General features: G+C 67.4%; 17 protein-coding genes and 1 tRNA gene. 1 reads left to right on the top strand and 17 read right to left on the bottom strand.

What is annotated here, in order from left to right; all coding sequences use genetic code 11:
- Positions 1 to 69 precede the first annotated feature (69 nt).
- Positions 70 to 144 (top strand) — tRNA-Glu (locus tag OXF11_21665).
- A gap of 74 nt (positions 145 to 218) precedes the next feature.
- On the opposite strand, the gene rsfS is transcribed toward OXF11_21665, so the two are convergent.
- The 17 genes from rsfS to OXF11_21750 all read right to left on the bottom strand — a co-directional run bounded on the left by rsfS (position 219) and on the right by OXF11_21750 (position 17,235).
- On the bottom strand, positions 219 to 689 hold the full coding sequence (rsfS, locus tag OXF11_21670) for a ribosome silencing factor (protein MCY4489697.1): 471 nt from the start codon (positions 687 to 689) through the stop codon (positions 219 to 221).
- Positions 689 to 1,348, bottom strand: a complete 660-nt coding sequence (nadD, locus tag OXF11_21675; GenBank protein ID MCY4489698.1) for a nicotinate-nucleotide adenylyltransferase — start codon at positions 1,346 to 1,348, stop codon at positions 689 to 691. The genes rsfS and nadD overlap by 1 nt, the downstream gene beginning before the upstream one ends.
- Before the next feature lie 4 nt (positions 1,349 to 1,352).
- The gene (locus OXF11_21680) at positions 1,353 to 2,609 is read right to left on the bottom strand and encodes a glutamate-5-semialdehyde dehydrogenase (protein ID MCY4489699.1); all 1,257 of its coding nucleotides are present in this window, start codon (positions 2,607 to 2,609) and stop codon (positions 1,353 to 1,355) included.
- A 22-nt stretch (positions 2,610 to 2,631) separates the two neighbouring features.
- The gene (gene proB, locus OXF11_21685; GenBank protein ID MCY4489700.1) at positions 2,632 to 3,753 is read right to left on the bottom strand and encodes a glutamate 5-kinase; all 1,122 of its coding nucleotides are present in this window, start codon (positions 3,751 to 3,753) and stop codon (positions 2,632 to 2,634) included.
- A gap of 1 nt (position 3,754) precedes the next feature.
- Positions 3,755 to 4,807, bottom strand: a complete 1,053-nt coding sequence (obgE, locus tag OXF11_21690) for a GTPase ObgE (GenBank protein ID MCY4489701.1) — start codon at positions 4,805 to 4,807, stop codon at positions 3,755 to 3,757.
- Between the two features lie 177 nt (positions 4,808 to 4,984).
- On the bottom strand, positions 4,985 to 5,239 hold the full coding sequence (rpmA, locus tag OXF11_21695; protein MCY4489702.1) for a 50S ribosomal protein L27: 255 nt from the start codon (positions 5,237 to 5,239) through the stop codon (positions 4,985 to 4,987).
- Positions 5,240 to 5,252: 13 nt separating this feature from the next.
- A complete protein-coding gene (gene rplU, locus OXF11_21700; GenBank protein MCY4489703.1) occupies positions 5,253 to 5,576 on the bottom strand; it encodes a 50S ribosomal protein L21 in 324 nt (107 codons plus the stop codon).
- Between the two features lie 36 nt (positions 5,577 to 5,612).
- The gene (gene recJ / locus OXF11_21705) at positions 5,613 to 7,334 is read right to left on the bottom strand and encodes a single-stranded-DNA-specific exonuclease RecJ (protein ID MCY4489704.1); all 1,722 of its coding nucleotides are present in this window, start codon (positions 7,332 to 7,334) and stop codon (positions 5,613 to 5,615) included.
- A 15-nt stretch (positions 7,335 to 7,349) separates the two neighbouring features.
- Complete coding sequence (secF, locus tag OXF11_21710) at positions 7,350 to 8,246, bottom strand: protein translocase subunit SecF (GenBank protein ID MCY4489705.1); 897 nt, start codon at positions 8,244 to 8,246, stop codon at positions 7,350 to 7,352.
- A gap of 39 nt (positions 8,247 to 8,285) precedes the next feature.
- Positions 8,286 to 9,869 carry a protein translocase subunit SecD gene (secD, locus tag OXF11_21715; protein MCY4489706.1) on the bottom strand — a complete coding sequence of 528 codons (1,584 nt, stop codon included), beginning with the start codon at positions 9,867 to 9,869 and terminating at the stop codon, positions 8,286 to 8,288.
- A gap of 40 nt (positions 9,870 to 9,909) precedes the next feature.
- The gene (yajC, locus tag OXF11_21720; protein ID MCY4489707.1) at positions 9,910 to 10,242 is read right to left on the bottom strand and encodes a preprotein translocase subunit YajC; all 333 of its coding nucleotides are present in this window, start codon (positions 10,240 to 10,242) and stop codon (positions 9,910 to 9,912) included.
- A 63-nt stretch (positions 10,243 to 10,305) separates the two neighbouring features.
- Complete coding sequence (gene tgt, locus OXF11_21725; protein MCY4489708.1) at positions 10,306 to 11,418, bottom strand: tRNA guanosine(34) transglycosylase Tgt; 1,113 nt, start codon at positions 11,416 to 11,418, stop codon at positions 10,306 to 10,308.
- 39 nt (positions 11,419 to 11,457) lie between these two features.
- On the bottom strand, positions 11,458 to 12,495 hold the full coding sequence (queA, locus tag OXF11_21730) for a tRNA preQ1(34) S-adenosylmethionine ribosyltransferase-isomerase QueA (protein ID MCY4489709.1): 1,038 nt from the start codon (positions 12,493 to 12,495) through the stop codon (positions 11,458 to 11,460).
- A 148-nt stretch (positions 12,496 to 12,643) separates the two neighbouring features.
- The gene (locus OXF11_21735) at positions 12,644 to 13,408 is read right to left on the bottom strand and encodes a slipin family protein (protein MCY4489710.1); all 765 of its coding nucleotides are present in this window, start codon (positions 13,406 to 13,408) and stop codon (positions 12,644 to 12,646) included.
- A gap of 49 nt (positions 13,409 to 13,457) precedes the next feature.
- The gene (locus OXF11_21740) at positions 13,458 to 14,789 is read right to left on the bottom strand and encodes a nodulation protein NfeD (protein MCY4489711.1); all 1,332 of its coding nucleotides are present in this window, start codon (positions 14,787 to 14,789) and stop codon (positions 13,458 to 13,460) included.
- Position 14,790: 1 nt separating this feature from the next.
- Positions 14,791 to 15,540 carry a uracil-DNA glycosylase gene (locus OXF11_21745; protein ID MCY4489712.1) on the bottom strand — a complete coding sequence of 250 codons (750 nt, stop codon included), beginning with the start codon at positions 15,538 to 15,540 and terminating at the stop codon, positions 14,791 to 14,793.
- 708 nt (positions 15,541 to 16,248) lie between these two features.
- Positions 16,249 to 17,235, bottom strand: a complete 987-nt coding sequence (locus OXF11_21750; GenBank protein MCY4489713.1) for an amidohydrolase family protein — start codon at positions 17,233 to 17,235, stop codon at positions 16,249 to 16,251.
- Between the last annotated feature and the right edge of the window lie 48 nt (positions 17,236 to 17,283).

Genomic DNA, 17,283 nt, shown 5'->3' on the forward strand with positions numbered 1-17,283 from the left:
CGGCTAATTGGTAAGCCACCTGACTCTGGATCAGGCGATTGTAGGTTCGAGTCCTACCTCCTCAGCCACGGTCCCATCGTCTAGCGGTTAGGACGCTGGCCTCTCACGCCAGAAACACGGGTTCGAGTCCCGTTGGGATCACCACCCCACAATCTTCCCACATTCACGCGACACGACGGCACCGGCGCCGATTCCCACGTCTTCCGTGACGCAGGGATCTACCGAACCGGTTTGCCGAAGTAGCCCGGACCCGAGACGCCTTCCACGGCCGGCCAGGGGTCCGCCGGGTCGCCTGCGCTGGTGAATTGCGCGGCAAGGGTGGCGTGGGGCTCGGGCAGCTCCACCACCTTGGCGCCGCCCCAGAGGCCGTCGAGGTCGTAGAAGCCGCGCACGGGCTGGTAGAAGACGTGCACGAGGACGTCGGAGAAGTCCATGAGCACCCATTGGCCCCGGGTGACGCCTTCACTGGAGAGCGGGCGCACGCCCTGGACGCGGCCGTCCTCCCTGATGCCTTCGGCGATGCTCTGGACGTGCCGGTCGGAACGACCGGAACAGATGAGAAAGTACTCGGCGATGGTAGTGAGCTCGCCGACTTCCAGCAAGACGAGGTCCTGGGCCTTCTTGTCGAGTGCCAGGCCGCAGAGCAGCAGGGCCTTGTCTTTGGCGTCGCGCGTCGGACTATCGGACACTAGCACTCCGGCGACTCGCTGTAGAGGTGGTGTTTTTCCACGTAGAGTTGCACTTCTTCGGGAACCAGGTAACGGATCGATTTCCTCTTTCCCAGCAGCTCCCGGATGGCCGACGCGGACACGGACAGATCCGTCAGTCGCGTGAACCGGATCTCCTTGCCGAATTCGTTCCGGAAGCCGGATCGGACCGGATCATAGCAAAACGCCTGCCGTACGACAACGGGAATCCGCTCGTAGGGAAGCGCATCGCCGGCGCCGGGCCGGGAGGTGACGATGACGTGGGTGAGGGCCAGAAGCTCGCGCCAGTCCTTCCAGGAACCGATGAGCAGAAAGGCGTCGAGGCCGAGGATCAGGTACAGGTCGTCCTCCGGCGCCAGCCTTCCCGAGAAGTGGCGCACGGTGTCAATGGAAAACGAGGCGCCCGAGCGGACCACCTCCACGTCGGAAGCGCACAGGCCCGGGTTGTCCGCCACCGCGAGCCGCACCATCTCCAGGCGGTGGTGCGGCGGCGCACCGGGCTCGGTGCTCCGGTGCGGCGGGACGCCGCAGGGTACGAAACAGACCTTGTCCAGCGCGTACGCGTCCCGCACCTCCTCCGCGCTCCCCAGGTGGCCGAAGTGGATGGGATCGAAGGTGCCGCCGAACAGGCCGAGTCTCATGGAATCAGGTGCGCACCTGTCCGTCGCCGTAGACGAAGAACTTGGTGCTGGTCAGCTCTTCCAGGCCCATGGGGCCGAAGGCGTGGATCTTGCTCGTGCTGATGCCGATCTCGGCGCCGAGACCCAGCTCGCCGCCGTCGTTGAAGCGCGTGGAGGCGTTCACCAGGACGGCCGAGGAGTTGACCCGGGCGACGAAGGCCTCGGCCTTGGCGCGGTCGGCGGTGACGATGGTCTCGGTGTGGTCCGAGCCGTACTTGCGGATGTGCTCGATGGCTTCCTCCATGTTCGCCACCACCCGAACCGCCAGCACCAGGTCCAGGTACTCCTCGTGCCAGTCCTCCTCGCTGGCCGGCGCCACGCCGTCCAGCAACGCGCGGGTCTTGTCGCAGCCGCGTATCTCCACACCGCTCCCCCGGAGCTCGCCGAGGACCTCGGGCAAGAACCGCGGCGCCGCCGCCTCGTGCACCAGCAGGGTCTCCATGGCGTTGCACACGGACGGGCGCTGCACCTTGGCGTTGAGAACGATGCGCTCCGCCATGTCCAGGTCGGCATCGTCGTCGACGTAGACGTGGCACACGCCCTTGTAGTGCTTGACCACGGGCACGCGGGAGTTGGCCGCGACGAAGCGGATCAGCTCCTCGCCGCCGCGGGGAATGATCAGGTCGACGTATTCCTCGAGCTTGAGCAGTTCGTGGACCATGGCCCGGTCGGTGGACTCCACCACCAGCACCGCATCCTGCGGCGCCCCCACGCGCGCGCACGCGCGCCGCAGCACCTCGCCGATGGCCTGGTTCGAGAACTTCGCCTCGCGGCCGCCCTTGAGGATGACGGCGTTGCCCGACTTGATGCACAGGGAGGCGGCGTCCGCGGTGACGTTGGGCCGGGCCTCGTAGATGATGGTGATGACCCCCAGCGGGATGCGCATGCGCCCCACCTCGAGGCCGTTGGGGCGCGTCCACCTGCGCGTGACCTCCCGCACCGGATCCGGCAACGCCACGATGTCGCGGATGCCCGCGGCCATGGCCGCCACCCGCTTGGGATCGAGCGTGAGCCGGTCGATGACCGCCTTGGAGAGCCCCTGCCCTTCGGCCTGTTCCAGGTCCTTGGCGTTCTCGACCCGGAGGAAGTCCTGTTGCTCCTCGATGCCGTCGGCCATGGCGAGAAGGGCCTGGTTTTTCAGATCCGTGGAAAGGTCGGCCAAGGCGTTGGCCGCTTCCCTGGCCCGCCGGCCGATGTTCCGTGCTTCCTCGGCAACTCCCATGGCGACTCCCCTTCCCCTCTCTCTACAATAGCACGAGATCGTCCCGGTGGATGATCTCGTCGTAGGCCTTGTAACCCAGGATACTCGCGATCTTGCCCGAGTGGGAACCCTTGATCTGCCGCAACTCCCGGGCGCTGTAGTTCACCAGGCCGCGGGCGAACTCACGGCCGCTGTCGTCTACGCAACTCACGCAGGCGCCGGCGCCGAAGGAGCCCTTGATGTCTCTCACCCCCGAGGGCAGCAGACTCTTGCCCTTGGCCGTCACCGCCGCCAGGGCGCCGTTGTCCACCATCACCTGGCCCGAGGGCTTGAGGTTGTGGAGGATCCAGTGCTTGCGGCTGGTGAGGCGGTTCTCCTCGGGCAGCACCAGCGTGCCCGACTCGCGGCTGCCGTCGAAGAGTCCCAACAGCACCTCCCGCTCGCGGCCGTTGGCGATGACGGTGGGGATACCGGCCTGGCTCGCCTGCTCCGCCGCGCACAGCTTCGAGAACATGCCTCCGCGGCCCAGCTCGGACGGCGCGGTGTCCCGGGCCGCCTTCTTGGCCGCGGCCAGGTCGCTCACCACCGGAATGATCCGCGCGTCCGGACTCGACCTGGGATCGCGGTCGAACACCCCGTCCACGTCACTCAGGATCACCAGCAGGTCCATCTCCATGAGCGTGGCTACCAAGGCCGAGAGCTGGTCGTTGTCGCCGAACTTCACCTCGTCCACCGCCACCGTGTCGTTCTCGTTGACGATGGGGATGATGTTCCAGTCCAGCAGCGTCTTGAGCGTGTGCTTGGCGTTGAGGTAGCGCTGGCGGTTGGCCAGGTCCTCGTGGGTCAGAAGCACCTGCGCCACGTGCTTCCCGTGACCGCCGAAGGAGTTCTCGTACAGCGCCATGAGCCGGATCTGGCCCACGGCGGCCAGCGCCTGCTCCTGGGGCAGGTCCCGCGGGCGCTTGGCGAGTCCCAGCCGGCTCAGGCCCGAGGCGATGGCGCCCGAGCTCACCACCACGAGCTTCTTGTCCTGGTCGTGCAGCGCCGCCAGCTCGCGTACCAGCCGCCCGATGCGGCGCGCGTGCAGGCCGCGCTCGGAGGACAGGATGCGGCTGCCGATCTTCACCACCACCCGCTTGGCGCGGTGCACGTATTTGCGTCTCAGGTCAGCCATGAACTTCCAGGTGCGTTGCCGATTTTCCCCTGCCCGCGGACGCCGCGCGTCTTTCGGCAAGGTCTTCAACGATCATCTGTTTGAGCCGCGCCAGCCCCTCGCCCGTCACCGCGGAGATGGCGCAGAAGCGGTAGCCCCGGCCGCCGAAGAACGCTTCGAGGTCCGCCACCATGCTCCGGTCCGGCAGGAGGTCCACCTTGTTCGCCGCCACGATCTGGGGCTTGTGCGACAGCTCCTCGTCGAACAGCGCCAACTCGCGGTTCACCGTCTCGAAGTCCGCCCGGGGATCGCACTCGCCGAGTTGGAAGACATCGAGCACGTGCACCAGCACGCCGGTGCGGGTCACGTGCTTGAGAAAGCGATGGCCCAGGCCCTCGCCCCGATGGGCGCCCTCGATGAGGCCGGGAATGTCCGCCATCACGAAGCTCAGGTCGCCGTGGGCCACCACGCCCAGGTTGGGCACCAGCGTGGTGAAGGGATAGTCGGCGATCTTGGGACGCGCCGCGGAGACGGCCGAGATCAGGGTCGACTTGCCCGCGTTGGGCAGCCCGATAAGCCCCACGTCCGCCAGCAGCCGCAACTCCAGCCGAAGCTCCCGCTCTTCTCCCGGATCACCCGGCTCCGCGAACCGCGGCGCCTGCCGCGTGGCGCTGGCGAAGCGGCTGTTGCCCTTGCCGCCCTTGCCCCCGTGTGCCAGCACCGCCTCGCCCGAGGGGGTATCGATATCGGCTATCAACTCGCCCGTCGCCGCGTCGCGGATCAGGGTTCCCACCGGCACCCGGATCACCCGGTCCTCGCCCTTCTTGCCGTGCTGGTCCTTGCCGCGCCCGTGCTGTCCCCGGTTGCCGCGATACAACCTCTGGTAGCGCAGATCGAGGAGCGTGGTCAGGTGCGCATCCCCCGTCACGCGGACGTGCCCGCCGTCGCCGCCATCGCCGCCGTCCGGGCCACCCTTGGGGACATACTTCTCACGGCGAAAGCTGACGCAGCCGCGGCCGCCGTCCCCGGCCTTCACCGTGATCTCGACCTCGTCGACGAACTTCATGATTCAGTGGGTCTTCGGTGTGTCCGCGCAACCGCCTTGAGCGTCCCGCGATACCGGTTCTGACAAAATGGGTGTGGAATGTAGTGTGGAATGGATGGGAACGCGGCGGGGCCGCGATGTTTCAAGGGTCGGAAGACAGGATACCCGGGCGCCGGCGCATTCGTGCCGGCGCGGCGTTCAGGCGGGAAGGATGGCCACCCGCTTGCGCGACCGGCCCCAGCGCTGGTACTCCACCGTGCCCTCGACCAGGGCGAACAGCGTGTAGTCGCGCCCCATGCCGACGTTCTTGCCCGGATGGATCTTCGTGCCCAGTTGGCGCACCAGGATGTTTCCCGCCTTGACGTGCTGTCCGCCGTAGCGCTTGACCCCGCGCCTCTGTCCCTGACTGTCGCGACCGTTGCGCGAGCTTCCGCCTGATTTCTTGTGCGCCATCGGTTCTTCCGCCTTACGCCTGGATTTCGACGATTCTCAGGGTGGTGTGCATCTGGCGGTGGCCCTGCTTGCGGCTGTAGCCCTTCCGCCGCTTCTTCTTGAAGACGATGATCTTCTTGTCGAGCCCCTGCTCGACGATCTCCGCCGTCACCTGGGCCTGCTCCACCAGCGGCGTGCCAACCCTGGCCTCTTCGTCGCCGTCGCCGCTGACCAGCAACACCTCGTCCAGGGTCACCGTGGCGCCGACATCACCGCCCAGACGCTCCACGTTTACCAACTCGCCCTCGGCGATCCGGTACTGCTTCCCACCCGTCTTTACAACTGCATAACGTCCCATGGTTGCGTGACTTTTTAATGGAGAAGGGCGTGAAAGTCAAACGCCCTTGACGTCCAGCAGCCGGAGTTCCATGGCGGAGGTGCCCTGCCACTCGTTCTCCCGGAGGCGATAGGCAATATCCACGTGGTCGTTCACTTGCGCGCGGAGGTCCCCGGGAGGTCCGAAGGCCACCGCCGTCACCGTGTGGTCCTTGTGCCGCAGCCGGAAACGCGCAACCCTGTTGAAGTTCCGGCGCTCGCAGACCTCGACATCGCGGGTCTGGAAGACCGGCTCGGGATTCCCCACTCCGAAGGGGCCCAGGAGCCGCATCTGCCGCACCAGCCCGAGGCTCAGTTGCGCGAAGTCCACTTCCGTGTCCACGTCGAGATACGGCAGCAGGTCTTCTTCGTCGAGCACCTCCCGGGCCACCTCTTCGAAACGCTCGGCGAAGGGCGCGAGGTTTTCCTCCCGGATGCTCAGGCCGGCGGCGTATTCATGGCCGCCGAAACGCGGCAGCAGGTCCGCGCACCGCCGCATGGCCTGCACCATGTGGAACCCGCGGATGCTCCTGCCCGAGCCCTTCCCTTCTTCACCCTCGAACCCGATGACGATGGTCGGCCGGTGGAACCGCTCGACGATGCGCGAGGCCACGATGCCGAGCACTCCGGGGTGCCAGCCCTGGCTCCCCACCACGATGGACCATCGGTCCTGTAGCCTTTGGTCCTCGATCCGCGCCAGCGCCTCGTCCAGCACCTGCGCCTCTGTCTCCCGCCGTTCCCGGTTGTTCGCGTCGAGCTCCCGGGCGATGGCGTCCGCGGTCTCGCGCGAATCGGTGGTGAGCATCTCCACCACCTTGACCGCCGCGTCCATGCGCCCGGCGGCGTTGATGCGCGGGCCGAGCTGGAAGGCGACGGTGCCCGCCTCCACGGCTCCGGGCGCCACTCCCACCACCTCCTTCAGCGCGGCGATGCCGGGGCGGGCCGAGCTGCCCAGCTCCACCAGCCCCCGGCGCGTCAGCACCCGGTTGGCGCCGCGCAGCGGCACCATGTCGGCGATGGTGCCGAGGGTGACGATGTCCAGGTGGCGGCGGATGTCGGGCACGTTGTCGGGCTCGAACCAGCCGGCGTCCCGCAGGTTGGCGCGCAGGCCGATGACCAGGTAGAAGGCCAGCCCCGCCGCGCACAGGCCCTTGTCCGGAAAGGCACAGTCGGGGCGCTGGGGATTGATGATGGCCGCCGCGGCCTCCGGCAGCCGCTCCGGCAACTGGTGGTGGTCGACGATGACCACGTCCATGCCGAGGTCCCGGGCCAGGGCCACTTCGTCGGCGTTGGAGATGCCGCAGTCCACCGTGATGATGAGGGAGACGTCCTGGGAGCGCAGGTGCTCGATCCCCTGGCGGCTCATGCCGTAGCCCTCGTCGATGCGGTGCGGGATGTAGAACAGCGGCGCGCCGCCGATCTCGCGCAGGAACGACACCAACACAGCGGCGCCGGTGGTGCCGTCGACGTCGTAGTCGCCCCAGATGCAGACGCGCTCGCCGTCGCGCAACGCGCGCGCGATGCGGCGGACGGCGTCTTCCATCCCCGCCAGGAGGTGTGGCGACGGCAGGTCGGTGTTCAGGCTGGACGAGAGGAAACGGCGCGCGCCGTCCGCATCGGCGAAGCCGCGCTGCGCCAGGATACGGGCAAGAAGGGATGGGAGCTTGAGTTCTCGGGAAAGTGCCGCGGCCGCGGCTTCATCGGCTTCCTTGAGGATCCAGCGCTTGGGGGCGTCCTTCAACTTCAGGGGCTTGCGTTATCGCCTGCGGCTTCTCTCCAGCAGCAGGATGATCGGCGTGGCCACGAAAACGGTGGAGTACAGCCCGGCCAGGAAGCCGACAAAAAGGGTGTAGGCGAAGGGCCGGATGACCCCGCCGCCCAGGATCAGCAGGGCCGTCAACACCAGCAGCGACGTGATGGTGGTGAGGATGGTGCGCCCCAGCGTCTCGTTGATGCTGGTGTTGATGATGTTCTCCATGGAGTCGCGCCGCTTCTTGCGCATGTTCTCGCGGATGCGGTCGCAGATCACGACGGTATCGTTCACGGAGTAGCCGGCGATGGTCAGGAGCGCGGCGACGATGGGAAGATCGAACTCGAACCCGGCCACCACCAGCGCTCCCACGGTGATCAGGACGTCATGGATCAGGGCGACGATGGCGCCCAGCCCGAAGCGCAGCTCGAAGCGGATCCAGATGTACGCCCCCATCATGATGGTGGCGAAGATCACGGAAAGGATGCCCCGGCGCCGCAGATCGTCGCCCACCTTGGGGCCCACCGATTCCACCCGCAGCACTTCATACTTCCCGGCGCCGAACGACCGGTCCAGGACCGCGCGCACGTCCCTGCCCACGGTACCGATCTCCGTCTCCGACTTCTCCATGCGGATCAGGTACTCGTTGGTGCCGCCGCCGCCGAAGTCCTGCACCACTCCCCCAAGCGGCGACTGCTGCAACGCGTCACGGAGCTGGCCGATGGTGACCGCTTCGGGCAGCTTCACGTGCACCATGGTGCCGCCTTCGAAGTCGACGCCGAGGTTCGGCCCCTTGGTGAACAGCAACAGCACCACGCCGATGATCAGCACCGACGACAGCATGAAACCCCAACGGCGATAGTCCAGGAAGGGGATCCGGGTTCCCGGCTTGATGATTTCCATGTGGTCTTCTCAGTCCAATCCGTCGTGTCCAGCGCCGGGCTACACCGACAGCCGCACCAGGTTCCGCCGGGTGAGGCGATAGTCGTAGTAGATGCGGGTTCCGTACACCGCGGAGATCACGGTGGTCAGGATGCCCACGCACAGGGTCACGGCGAAACCGCGTACCGGGCCGGTGCCGAACTGGAACAGGATGACCCCGGCCAGGAAGGTTGTCACGTTCGAGTCGAGGATGGCCGGTATGGCGCGCTCGTAGCCCGTGTCGATGGCCGTGCGCGGCGGCTTTCCGTTGCGCACTTCCTCGCGGATTCGCTCGTTGATGAGCACGTTGGCGTCCACGGCCATGCCCATGGTCAGGATGATGCCGGCGATGCCGGGCAGGGTCAGGACCGCCTCGAAGCCCGCGAGGATCGCCATCATGAAGAAGATGTTCAGCACCAGCGCCACGTCCGCCAAGAGACCCGCGCCGCGGTAGTACGCCACCATGAAGACCAGCACCAGGATGCTGCCGAGGATGAAGGAGACGATGCCCTGCCGGACCGAATCCCGCCCCAGCGACGGCCCGACCGTGCGTTCTTCGAGAATCTGCACCGGCGCCGGCAGTGCGCCCGCGCGCAGCACGATGGCCAGATCCCGCGCCTCCTGGAAATCGAAGCTGCCGGTGATGGAGGCCACCCCGCCGGAGATGCGCTCGCGGATCTGGGGCGCGGAGTAGACCCGGCCGTCCAGGACGATGGCGAGCAGGCGGCCGACGTTCTCCGCGGTCAGGCGGTCGAAGGCGGTGCTGCCCACGGAGTTCAGCGCCAGCTCGACGTAGAGCCCCTCGAGCGTGTCGCCCCGGCGCACGTTGGCGTCCGCGATGGCCTCGCCGGTCATCAGGGTGCGCGCCTCCAGCAGGTAGGGGACCCTCTCGCGCCGCACCGACGAATCCGAGCCCTCATAGCCGTAGAGCACCTCGCGGCCCGGCGGCGGCCCGGAGCGCACCGCCTGCTCCACGTCCCCGCGCTCGTCCACGAGCTTGAACTCCAGCAGCGCGGTCTTGCCGATGAGCGCCTTGGCCCGTTCCGGGTCCTGGATTCCCGGCAGTTGCACGAGCACGTCCCGCTGCCCCTGGCGCTGGATGGTGGGCTCGGTCACGCCGAACTGGTCGATGCGGTTGCGGATGGTCTCCAGGGTCTGGTCCACCGCGAAGTCATGGATGCTGGACAGCTCCCTCGCGGTAAACACCGCGCGCAGCTCGGCTCCCTCCGGACTGGTGCCGGAGTCGGTCACCTCCAGTACCGGATACTCGGTGGACAGCAGGTCCCGGATGCGATCCATGTTGGCGGGCGAGGCCTGGACGGCGAGTTCCCCGGCGGCGCCGACCTCGATGGCGGTGAAGGCGATGTTGCGCTCGCGCAACTCGTCGCGGAGACCGCTGCGCACCCGGCGCATGCGGTTCTCCACCGCTTTCTCCACCCCCACCTCCAGCACCAGGTGCGACCCGCCCTGAAGGTCCAACCCGAGGCGGATCCCGGTCTGGGGCAGGAACCCCAGACCCTGTACGAAGCTGGGTGAGAGGTACACCCCGGCCGCCAGCAGGCAGACCGCCAGCAGGACCAGACGAATGGCTAGACTTTGACGCATGCTTGTTTCCCCAACCGGAGTTCGCCGCAACCGCCGCCCGCTACTTGCCCTTGGCTTCCTTGGCCCCGGTGGTCTTCTCTGCTCTGAAGAGCTGGGCGATATAGCCCCGGCCCACCTTGATCTTGACGTTGGGCGCCACTTCCAGCGTGATCTCGGTTTCGGTAATCCCGAGGATCTTGCCGAACACCCCGCCCGTGGTCATGACCTCGTCGTTGCGCTTGAGTTGCGCCAGCATGTTGCGGTGATCTTTCGCCTTGCGCTGCTGCGGCCGGATCAGGAGGAAGTAGAAGACCGCGAAGATCAGCACGAGGGGCAACATGCTGATGAATGTGCTCGGGCCGCCTCCGGCCTGCGCATAGGCTACGTCCCACATGTTCTCCTCCGAAGTTTCTTTGTACGATGCGATTGCCGGCCATCACGCGGGCCGACCATGCCGCTACGCCGCGGGCTCGGGCAGTTCCCATATGCCGCCCGCGACGCTCTCCAGACTCACTTGGCCCCGAATGGCCCCGCGCAACTCCGCCATTAACCGCTGGTAATAGCAGACGTTGTGCAGCGTGTTCAGATAGGCCGCAAGGATTTCGCCGGCCACGTACAGGTGGCGAAGATAAGCACGCGAAAAATGCCGGCAACCGTAGCACGGGCAGCTTTCGTCCACGGGACGCGGATCCCGCGCGAAGGCCGCGTTCTTGATGCTGAGCTTTCCGGTGGCGGTGTATAACGTGCCGTTCCTGGCATTCCTCGTCGGCAGAACGCAATCGAACAGATCATAGCCGGAGCGGACCCCGTGAATCAAGTCTTCGGGCTTGCCGAGGCCCATGAGGTAGCGCGGCCGGTCCTCGGGCATGCGCGCCGCGGTGAAGCCGCCGATCTCCGCCAGCAGCGCCGGCCCTTCGCCGATGCCCATGCCGCCGGCGGCGTAGCCGTCGAACGGAAGGTCGCCAAGCCGCGCCGCGCAGTCCTCGCGCAGGTCCTTGAACACCCCGCCCTGGACGATCCCGAAGAGAGCGCAGTCCGGATTGCGCGGCGCCTCCAGCGAGCGCCGCGCCCAGCGCACGGTGCGGTCGGTGGAGGCCTTCACGTACTCCCGGCTCGCCGGGTACGGGATGCACTCGTCCAGCACCATGGCCACGTCCACCCCCAGCGCCTGCTGGATACCCACCACCTTCTCCGGCGTCAGAAAGTACGACGAGCCGTCCAGGTGGGAACGGAACGACACCCCCTCCTCGGTGAGCTTGCGCATGGCCGCCAAACTCAACACCTGGTAGCCGCCACTGTCGGTCAGGATCGGCCCGTCCCAGCCCATGAACGCGTGCAGCCCGCCCAGGTCCCGGATCAGCTCCTCCCCCGGGCGGATGAACAGGTGGTAGGTGTTGCACAGGATGATCTGGCTCGACACCTCCCGGAGGTCCCGAGGGGAGAGGGCCTTGACCGTGCCGCGGGTGCCGACGGGCATGAAGGCGGGCGTCTCCACCACGCCGTGGGCGGTCTCGAGGAGGCCGGTGCGGGCGCGGCCGTGGGGGTGAGTGTGAGTGACGGTGAATTGCATGGTGTCATGAAGCGGACGTGAAAGCCGGCCGCGCCGCTTCTACAGAATCAGCATGGCGTCGCCGTAGCTGTAAAACCGGTAGCCCTCGGCAACGGCCTCGGCGTAGGCGCGGCGCACCAGATCCAGCCCCGCGAGCGCGGCCACCATGGCCAGGGGCGTGGAGCGCGGCAGGTGGAAGTTGGTGACGAGGGCGTCGATGGCGCGGAAGCGGTAGCCGGCGGTGATGAACAGGCGCGTGATGCCGGCGTCGGCCGCCACCCCGCCCTTGCGCGCGACGACGCTCTCCAGTGTGCGCGTGCTGGTGGAGCCCACCGCCACGACGCGCTTTCCTTCCGTCGTGGCCCGGCGGATACGCCGGGCCGCGCTCTCGCTCAACGTGTACCACTCGCCGTCCATGCGGTGGTCCTCCACCACGGTGTCGCGCACCGGACGGAACGTGCCCAGGCCCACGTGCAGGGTCACGGTCACGTTGTCGATACCGCCGGCGGCCAGTTCGTCCAACAACTCACGTGTGAAGTGAAGTCCGGCGGTGGGCGCCGCCACGGAGCCCGGCGCGGCGGCGTAAACGGTCTGGTAGCTCTCCCGGTCGCTCTCCTCCACGCACCGCAGCCGTTCGATGTAGTGCGGCAGGGGCGGCGCGCCGATCTCTTCGAGCATCTCGTGGAACCCGCCGGGGTGCTCGAAGCGGAGGCCGTAGCGGCCCGCGCCGAGATCGCCGAGCACGGTGGCCTCGACCTTGTCGGAGAACACGATGCGGCTCCCGAGCCGTGGCTTCTTGGATGCGTCCACGAGAGCGAGCCAGAGCCCCTGCTCCGCGTCGAACGCCTCCACCAGGAGCACCGTCGCGCGTCCGCCGCTGTCCTTGCGCCCTTCCAGGCGCGCCGGGATCACCTTGGAGTCGTTGAGCACCAGCAGGTCGCCCGGCGAAAGGAACTCGCCGAGGGCCGCGAAACGGGAATGGGTGAGGGCGCCCGAGCGGCGATCCACCACCATGAGGCGCGCGGACACGCGGTCCTCGGCCGGGTAGGCGGAGATCAGCGACTCGGGAAGATCATAGGCCAGTTCTTCCAGCAGCATGGCGTCAAGAGACTGTGCGTTCGAGCCCTTCGACTTCGAAGGGTTCAGGGCGAACGGTAGGGACTTTACAAGGCCGTTACCGGGACAGCCCCTCCGGGCGGCCGGCCCGGTCAAAGCCGCCCGGCCGCCCGAGTCCGTGCCTCATGGATCAGGTGTCGTCCTCGGAGGCCTTCTTCAGGAACGGCGTCAGCAGGTCGATGGGCACCGGGAAAATGGTGGTGGAATTCTTGTCGCCGGCCACTTCCTGGAGAGTCTGCAGGAAGCGGAGCTGCATGGCCATGGGCTCCTTGGCGATCACGGCGGCGGCTTCCTGAAGTTTCTGGGAGGCCTGGAACTCGCCGTCGGCCAGGATGATCTTGGCGCGCCGCTCGCGCTCGGCCTCGGCCTGCCGGGCCATGGCGCGCTGCATCTCCTCGGGAAGGTCGATGTGCTTCATCTCGGTCAGGACGACCTTGATCCCCCACGGGTCCGTGTGCTCGTCGAGGATCCGCTGGAGGTCGGCGTTGATGCGCTCCCGGTCCGACAGGAGCTGGTCCAGTTCCGCCTGGCCGCAGATGCTCCGGAGCGTCACCTGGGCCAGTTGCGAGGTGGCGAACAGGTAGTTGGCCACCTCCCGGATGGCGCGGTTGGGGTCGAGCACCCGGAAATAGATCACCGCGTTGACCTTCACCGACACGTTGTCGCGCGTGATAACGTCCTGCGAGGGGACGTCCATGGTCACGGTCCTGAGCTCTATCCGTTCCATCTTTTCGATGAAGGGGATCACGTAGATGAGCCCCGGGCCGCGGGAGGCCACCATCCGGCCCAGCCGGAAGATCACCCCGCGTTCGTATTCCTTGAGGATCTTGATGCCGCTGACGGCCAACCCGAGCACGATGATCAGCACGATCGCTATGGGTCCGAAATCCAGCATGCGTGTCTCCTGCGCGGCCGCGGCCGACTCCATGGGCGCGCGGCCCCGGTCAGCTCTCCACGGCGCGTTTGACCTTGAGTACCATCCCGTCGTGACCGACGACCTCGATCCTGTCGCCGGGCTCCAACCGCTCCGCCCCTTCCGCCCTCCACACCTCACCGTGCACGAAAACCCGGCCCTTCAGGTCCAGCCGTTCGCGCACCTCGCCGACCTCGCCCACGAGCCCTTCATAGCCCAGGGTGGCCTTGCGCCGCTGGGACTTGACCACGAGGAAGGTCACCACCAGCACCGCCGCGCTCAGGGTGCCCACCGCCGCCAGCACAATGCCCGGGTCCACGGTGAGGTCGGATCCCTCGACGTCGAACAACAGCAGCGAGCCCAGCCCCAGGGACACCACTCCACTGATGCCCAAAAGCCCGAAACTGGGCAGGAATGCCTCCGCCACCAGGAGACACAGGCCGAGGCCGATGAGCAGCAGCCCGGCGTAGTTGATGGGCAACACCTGCAGGGACGCCAGCGCCAGCAGCAGCGCGATGCCGCCGGCGATGCCCGGGAACAGCGCGCCGGGATTGGAGAACTCCATGTACAGGCCCAGGATCCCGGCCATCATCAGCAGGTAGGCGATGTTGGGGTCCGCCAGGACGTTGAGGACCTTGAGCTTGAGGCCCATCTCGAAGCGCAGCACGGAGACGCCGTCGAAGTCCAGGGTGCGCTTGGTGCCGACGACGTCCACCTCGCGCCCGTGGGCCTGCTTGAGCAGGTCGCTCACGTCCTGCGCGATGATGTCGATGACGCGCTTCTCCAGCGCTTCCTTGTCGGTGATGGAGATGCTCCGGCGCACCGCCTGGATGGCGAACTCGGTGTCGCGGCCGCGCTGCTGGGCGATGGCCTCGCTGAACGAGGCGGTGAAGTTCTCGATCTTCTCGCCCATCACGCCCTTGACTTCCTGTCCCCCGCCCGCCACCGGGTGGGCCGCGCCGATGTTGGTGCCGGGCGCCATGGCGGCGATGTTGGCGGCCAGGGTGATGAAGACCCCGGCCGATCCCGCGCCCGCGCCGCTCGGCGCCACGTAGACGATCACGGGCAGCGGCGCGCCGAGCATTTCCTTGACGATGGAGCGCGTGGAGGACAGCAGTCCGCCGGGGGTGTCGAGCTGGATGATCAGGGCGCGCGCGTTGCCCGCGTGTGCGCGCTGGATGCTTTCGCGGATGTAGTCGTTGACGGCCGGGTTGATGCCGCCGTTGATGACGATGAGGTTCACGTGGGAGCCGGTAGCGACTTGGCCCGTGGCGCCTCCCGCGCTCAGGGAGCCCAACCCCAGGGCCACGAGCAGCAGCGCGCACCAGAACCGGACCCCCGGCAGTGAGCGGGAACGCGTCACGTCAGACCGCCGTCCCGAGCTCGCGCAGGACGCTCTTGATGTCTTCCCAGACAAGTCGCTTTTCCCCCGGATTGCGCAACAGGTACGCCGGATGAAACGTCGGCATCAGCCGGATGCCATGGTAGTCGTGCCAGCGCCCGCGCATGCGCGAGATGGCCTCGGTGGAACGCAGCAGCGTCTGCGCCGCCGCCCTTCCCAGCGCGATGATCACCCGCGGCCGCACCAGCTCGATCTGCCGGATCAGGAACGGCTCGCACGCCGCGACCTCGTCCGGCTCGGGATCGCGATTGCGCGGCGGGCGGCACTTGACCACGTTGGCGATGTACACGTCCTCGCGCCGGAGCTTCATACCCTTGGTGATGATGTCGGTGAGCAACTGCCCCGCGCGCCCCACGAAGGGCTCGCCCTCGCGGTCCTCGTCCTCCCCCGGCCCCTCGCCGATGAACATGATGTCCGCGTCCGCTCGACCCACTCCGTAGACGATGCGCGTGCGCCCCTGCGACAGCTTGCAGCGTTGGCAGTCACCCAGGACGTCGCGAAGCTCCCGCAAGTCCGCGGCCGTCGCTACATCGCCGCCGGCTGTCGCTACATGCCCGCCGGCTGTGGCTGTGGCCGGGCCGCCGGGATGGTCCGCTTCGGCGCTTGTCCCCACGGGCATGAACGCTATCCCCGCCGCCTGTTGCTGTTCCAGACAACTCCGCAGCGAACTCGCCGCAACCGCCAACCGCTGCCGTAGCTCAAGCGTTTCCATGAATGTGGCATCCACCACCGTCTGATTTCTGTTTACGACAATACAGTGGGCATGGCAATGCTGTCGTGCACGCGTGCCAGAAACGTCATCCCCGGCTGAGCCGCTGGTTCAAACCCCGGCTCGGACAGAAAAGGGCACGAGGTCCCGAACGGTCATTCCCGCGAAACAGGCTGTGTCAAGACTCGGCTGGGGCGCGGAATTCGCAGCACGCCCCGAGTCGTGATTCCGGGGGAAACAGGGTGTGTCAGAACACCCGTTGGCCACGGACCGGCACCGCCACCCCGAGTCGTCATCTTCGCCGAAGCGCCTGTGTCAAAACTCGTGAGGCATCGCCCTACGGGATCGTCATTCCCGCGGAAGCGGGAATCCAGGGGCGGTGGGGGGGCACTACAGCGGCGTTCCCCCGCCTCGCCACCCCTGGTTTCCGCTTCCGCGGGAATGACGTTCTGTTACGTAGTTGCCACGGGAGTCTTGACACAGCCTGTCCCGCGGGAACGACGGTTTCCGGGGGTTCGTGCCGACTCTAGTGTGGTGTCTCACAAACACGCTTATGAATCTGCGGGTCCTTTTGGCCGTCGGCTGCGTTACGTCACCTCGGGCCTTGACCCGGGGTCTTCCTCGCGTGGTAACGGCCACTGCTCGTCATCGCGCCTTGCCGACGACCAAAATGCCCTCGCATATTCATAAGCGTATTTGTGAGACACCACACTAGCCCTCTCCCAGCAGCCCGCGCGCGGTGCCGCCGAGGATGGCATCGAGCTCGGCCGCGGGCCAGGGGCGCGCGCGCAGAGCCGCGAGCACGGCGCGGCTGGCGTCGCGCACGTGGGGCTCGTCGGTGCCGTAGACGAGGCGGTTGGCGCCGAAGGTGTCACGAGCGCAGTCCAGTGCGGGGCCGGACAGGCTGACGGTGTCGAAGTAGCAGCTTTGGCGCAGGTACTCACCGGGCGGGCGCAGGCACTTCTCGTAGCGGCGGTAGCCGCGGTCGATGCGGTCCAGCACCATGCACAGGCTGCCGCCGCAGTGGGACCAGACGACGCGGACGTCGGGGCACTCTTCGAGCACGCCGCCCAGGGTGAGCTTGGTGGCGGCCATGGCGGTCTCGCCCAGGTAGCCCACGGCCAGGTATTCGCCGCGGTCGTCGGCGGGACCGTTCAGCGGAAACGTTGGATGCACCAGCACGAGCAGCTTGCGCCGCTGGGCCTCGCGCCAGAACTCGCACAACTCGGGGGCGTCGAGGGTGTGCTCGCCCACGGTGGTGGTGATGCCGGCGCCCACCGCTCCGAGCCCCATGGCCCGGTCCAACTCCTCCACGAGGTCCGTGGCGCGGCTCCACGGCAGCGCCGCGACGAAGCGGAAGCGGTCCGGGTACTCACGGCAGGCCTCGGCCAGGCCGTCGTTCACCCGACGCGCCAGGGCCACGTCCCCGTCGCCCGCCAAGCCGGTATTGAGGGCGCCGATGGACAGCACTTCGACGCCGACACCGGCCTCGTCCATGGTCCGCAGACGGTCGGCCAACGTCTCCCCTACGGGCGCGGACATGGTGTGACTGCCGCGGCAGGTGAGCGACAGCCCCCGCTCCGAGCCGGCGAGAGCGAACTCGGGCCGCGCCTTCAGCACCTCGTCGAAACACCCCTCGGGGTAGAGGTGCGCGTGCATGTCCACGATGGCGTCAGGCGCGATTCGGTGCTCGCTCATGACTGTGTCCCTCCGTAACGGAACGTCATTCCCGCGGAAGCGGGAATC

This window comes from Deltaproteobacteria bacterium (genome assembly GCA_026712905.1).
Taxonomy (GTDB): domain Bacteria; phylum Desulfobacterota; class Binatia; order UBA9968; family JAJDTQ01; genus JAJDTQ01.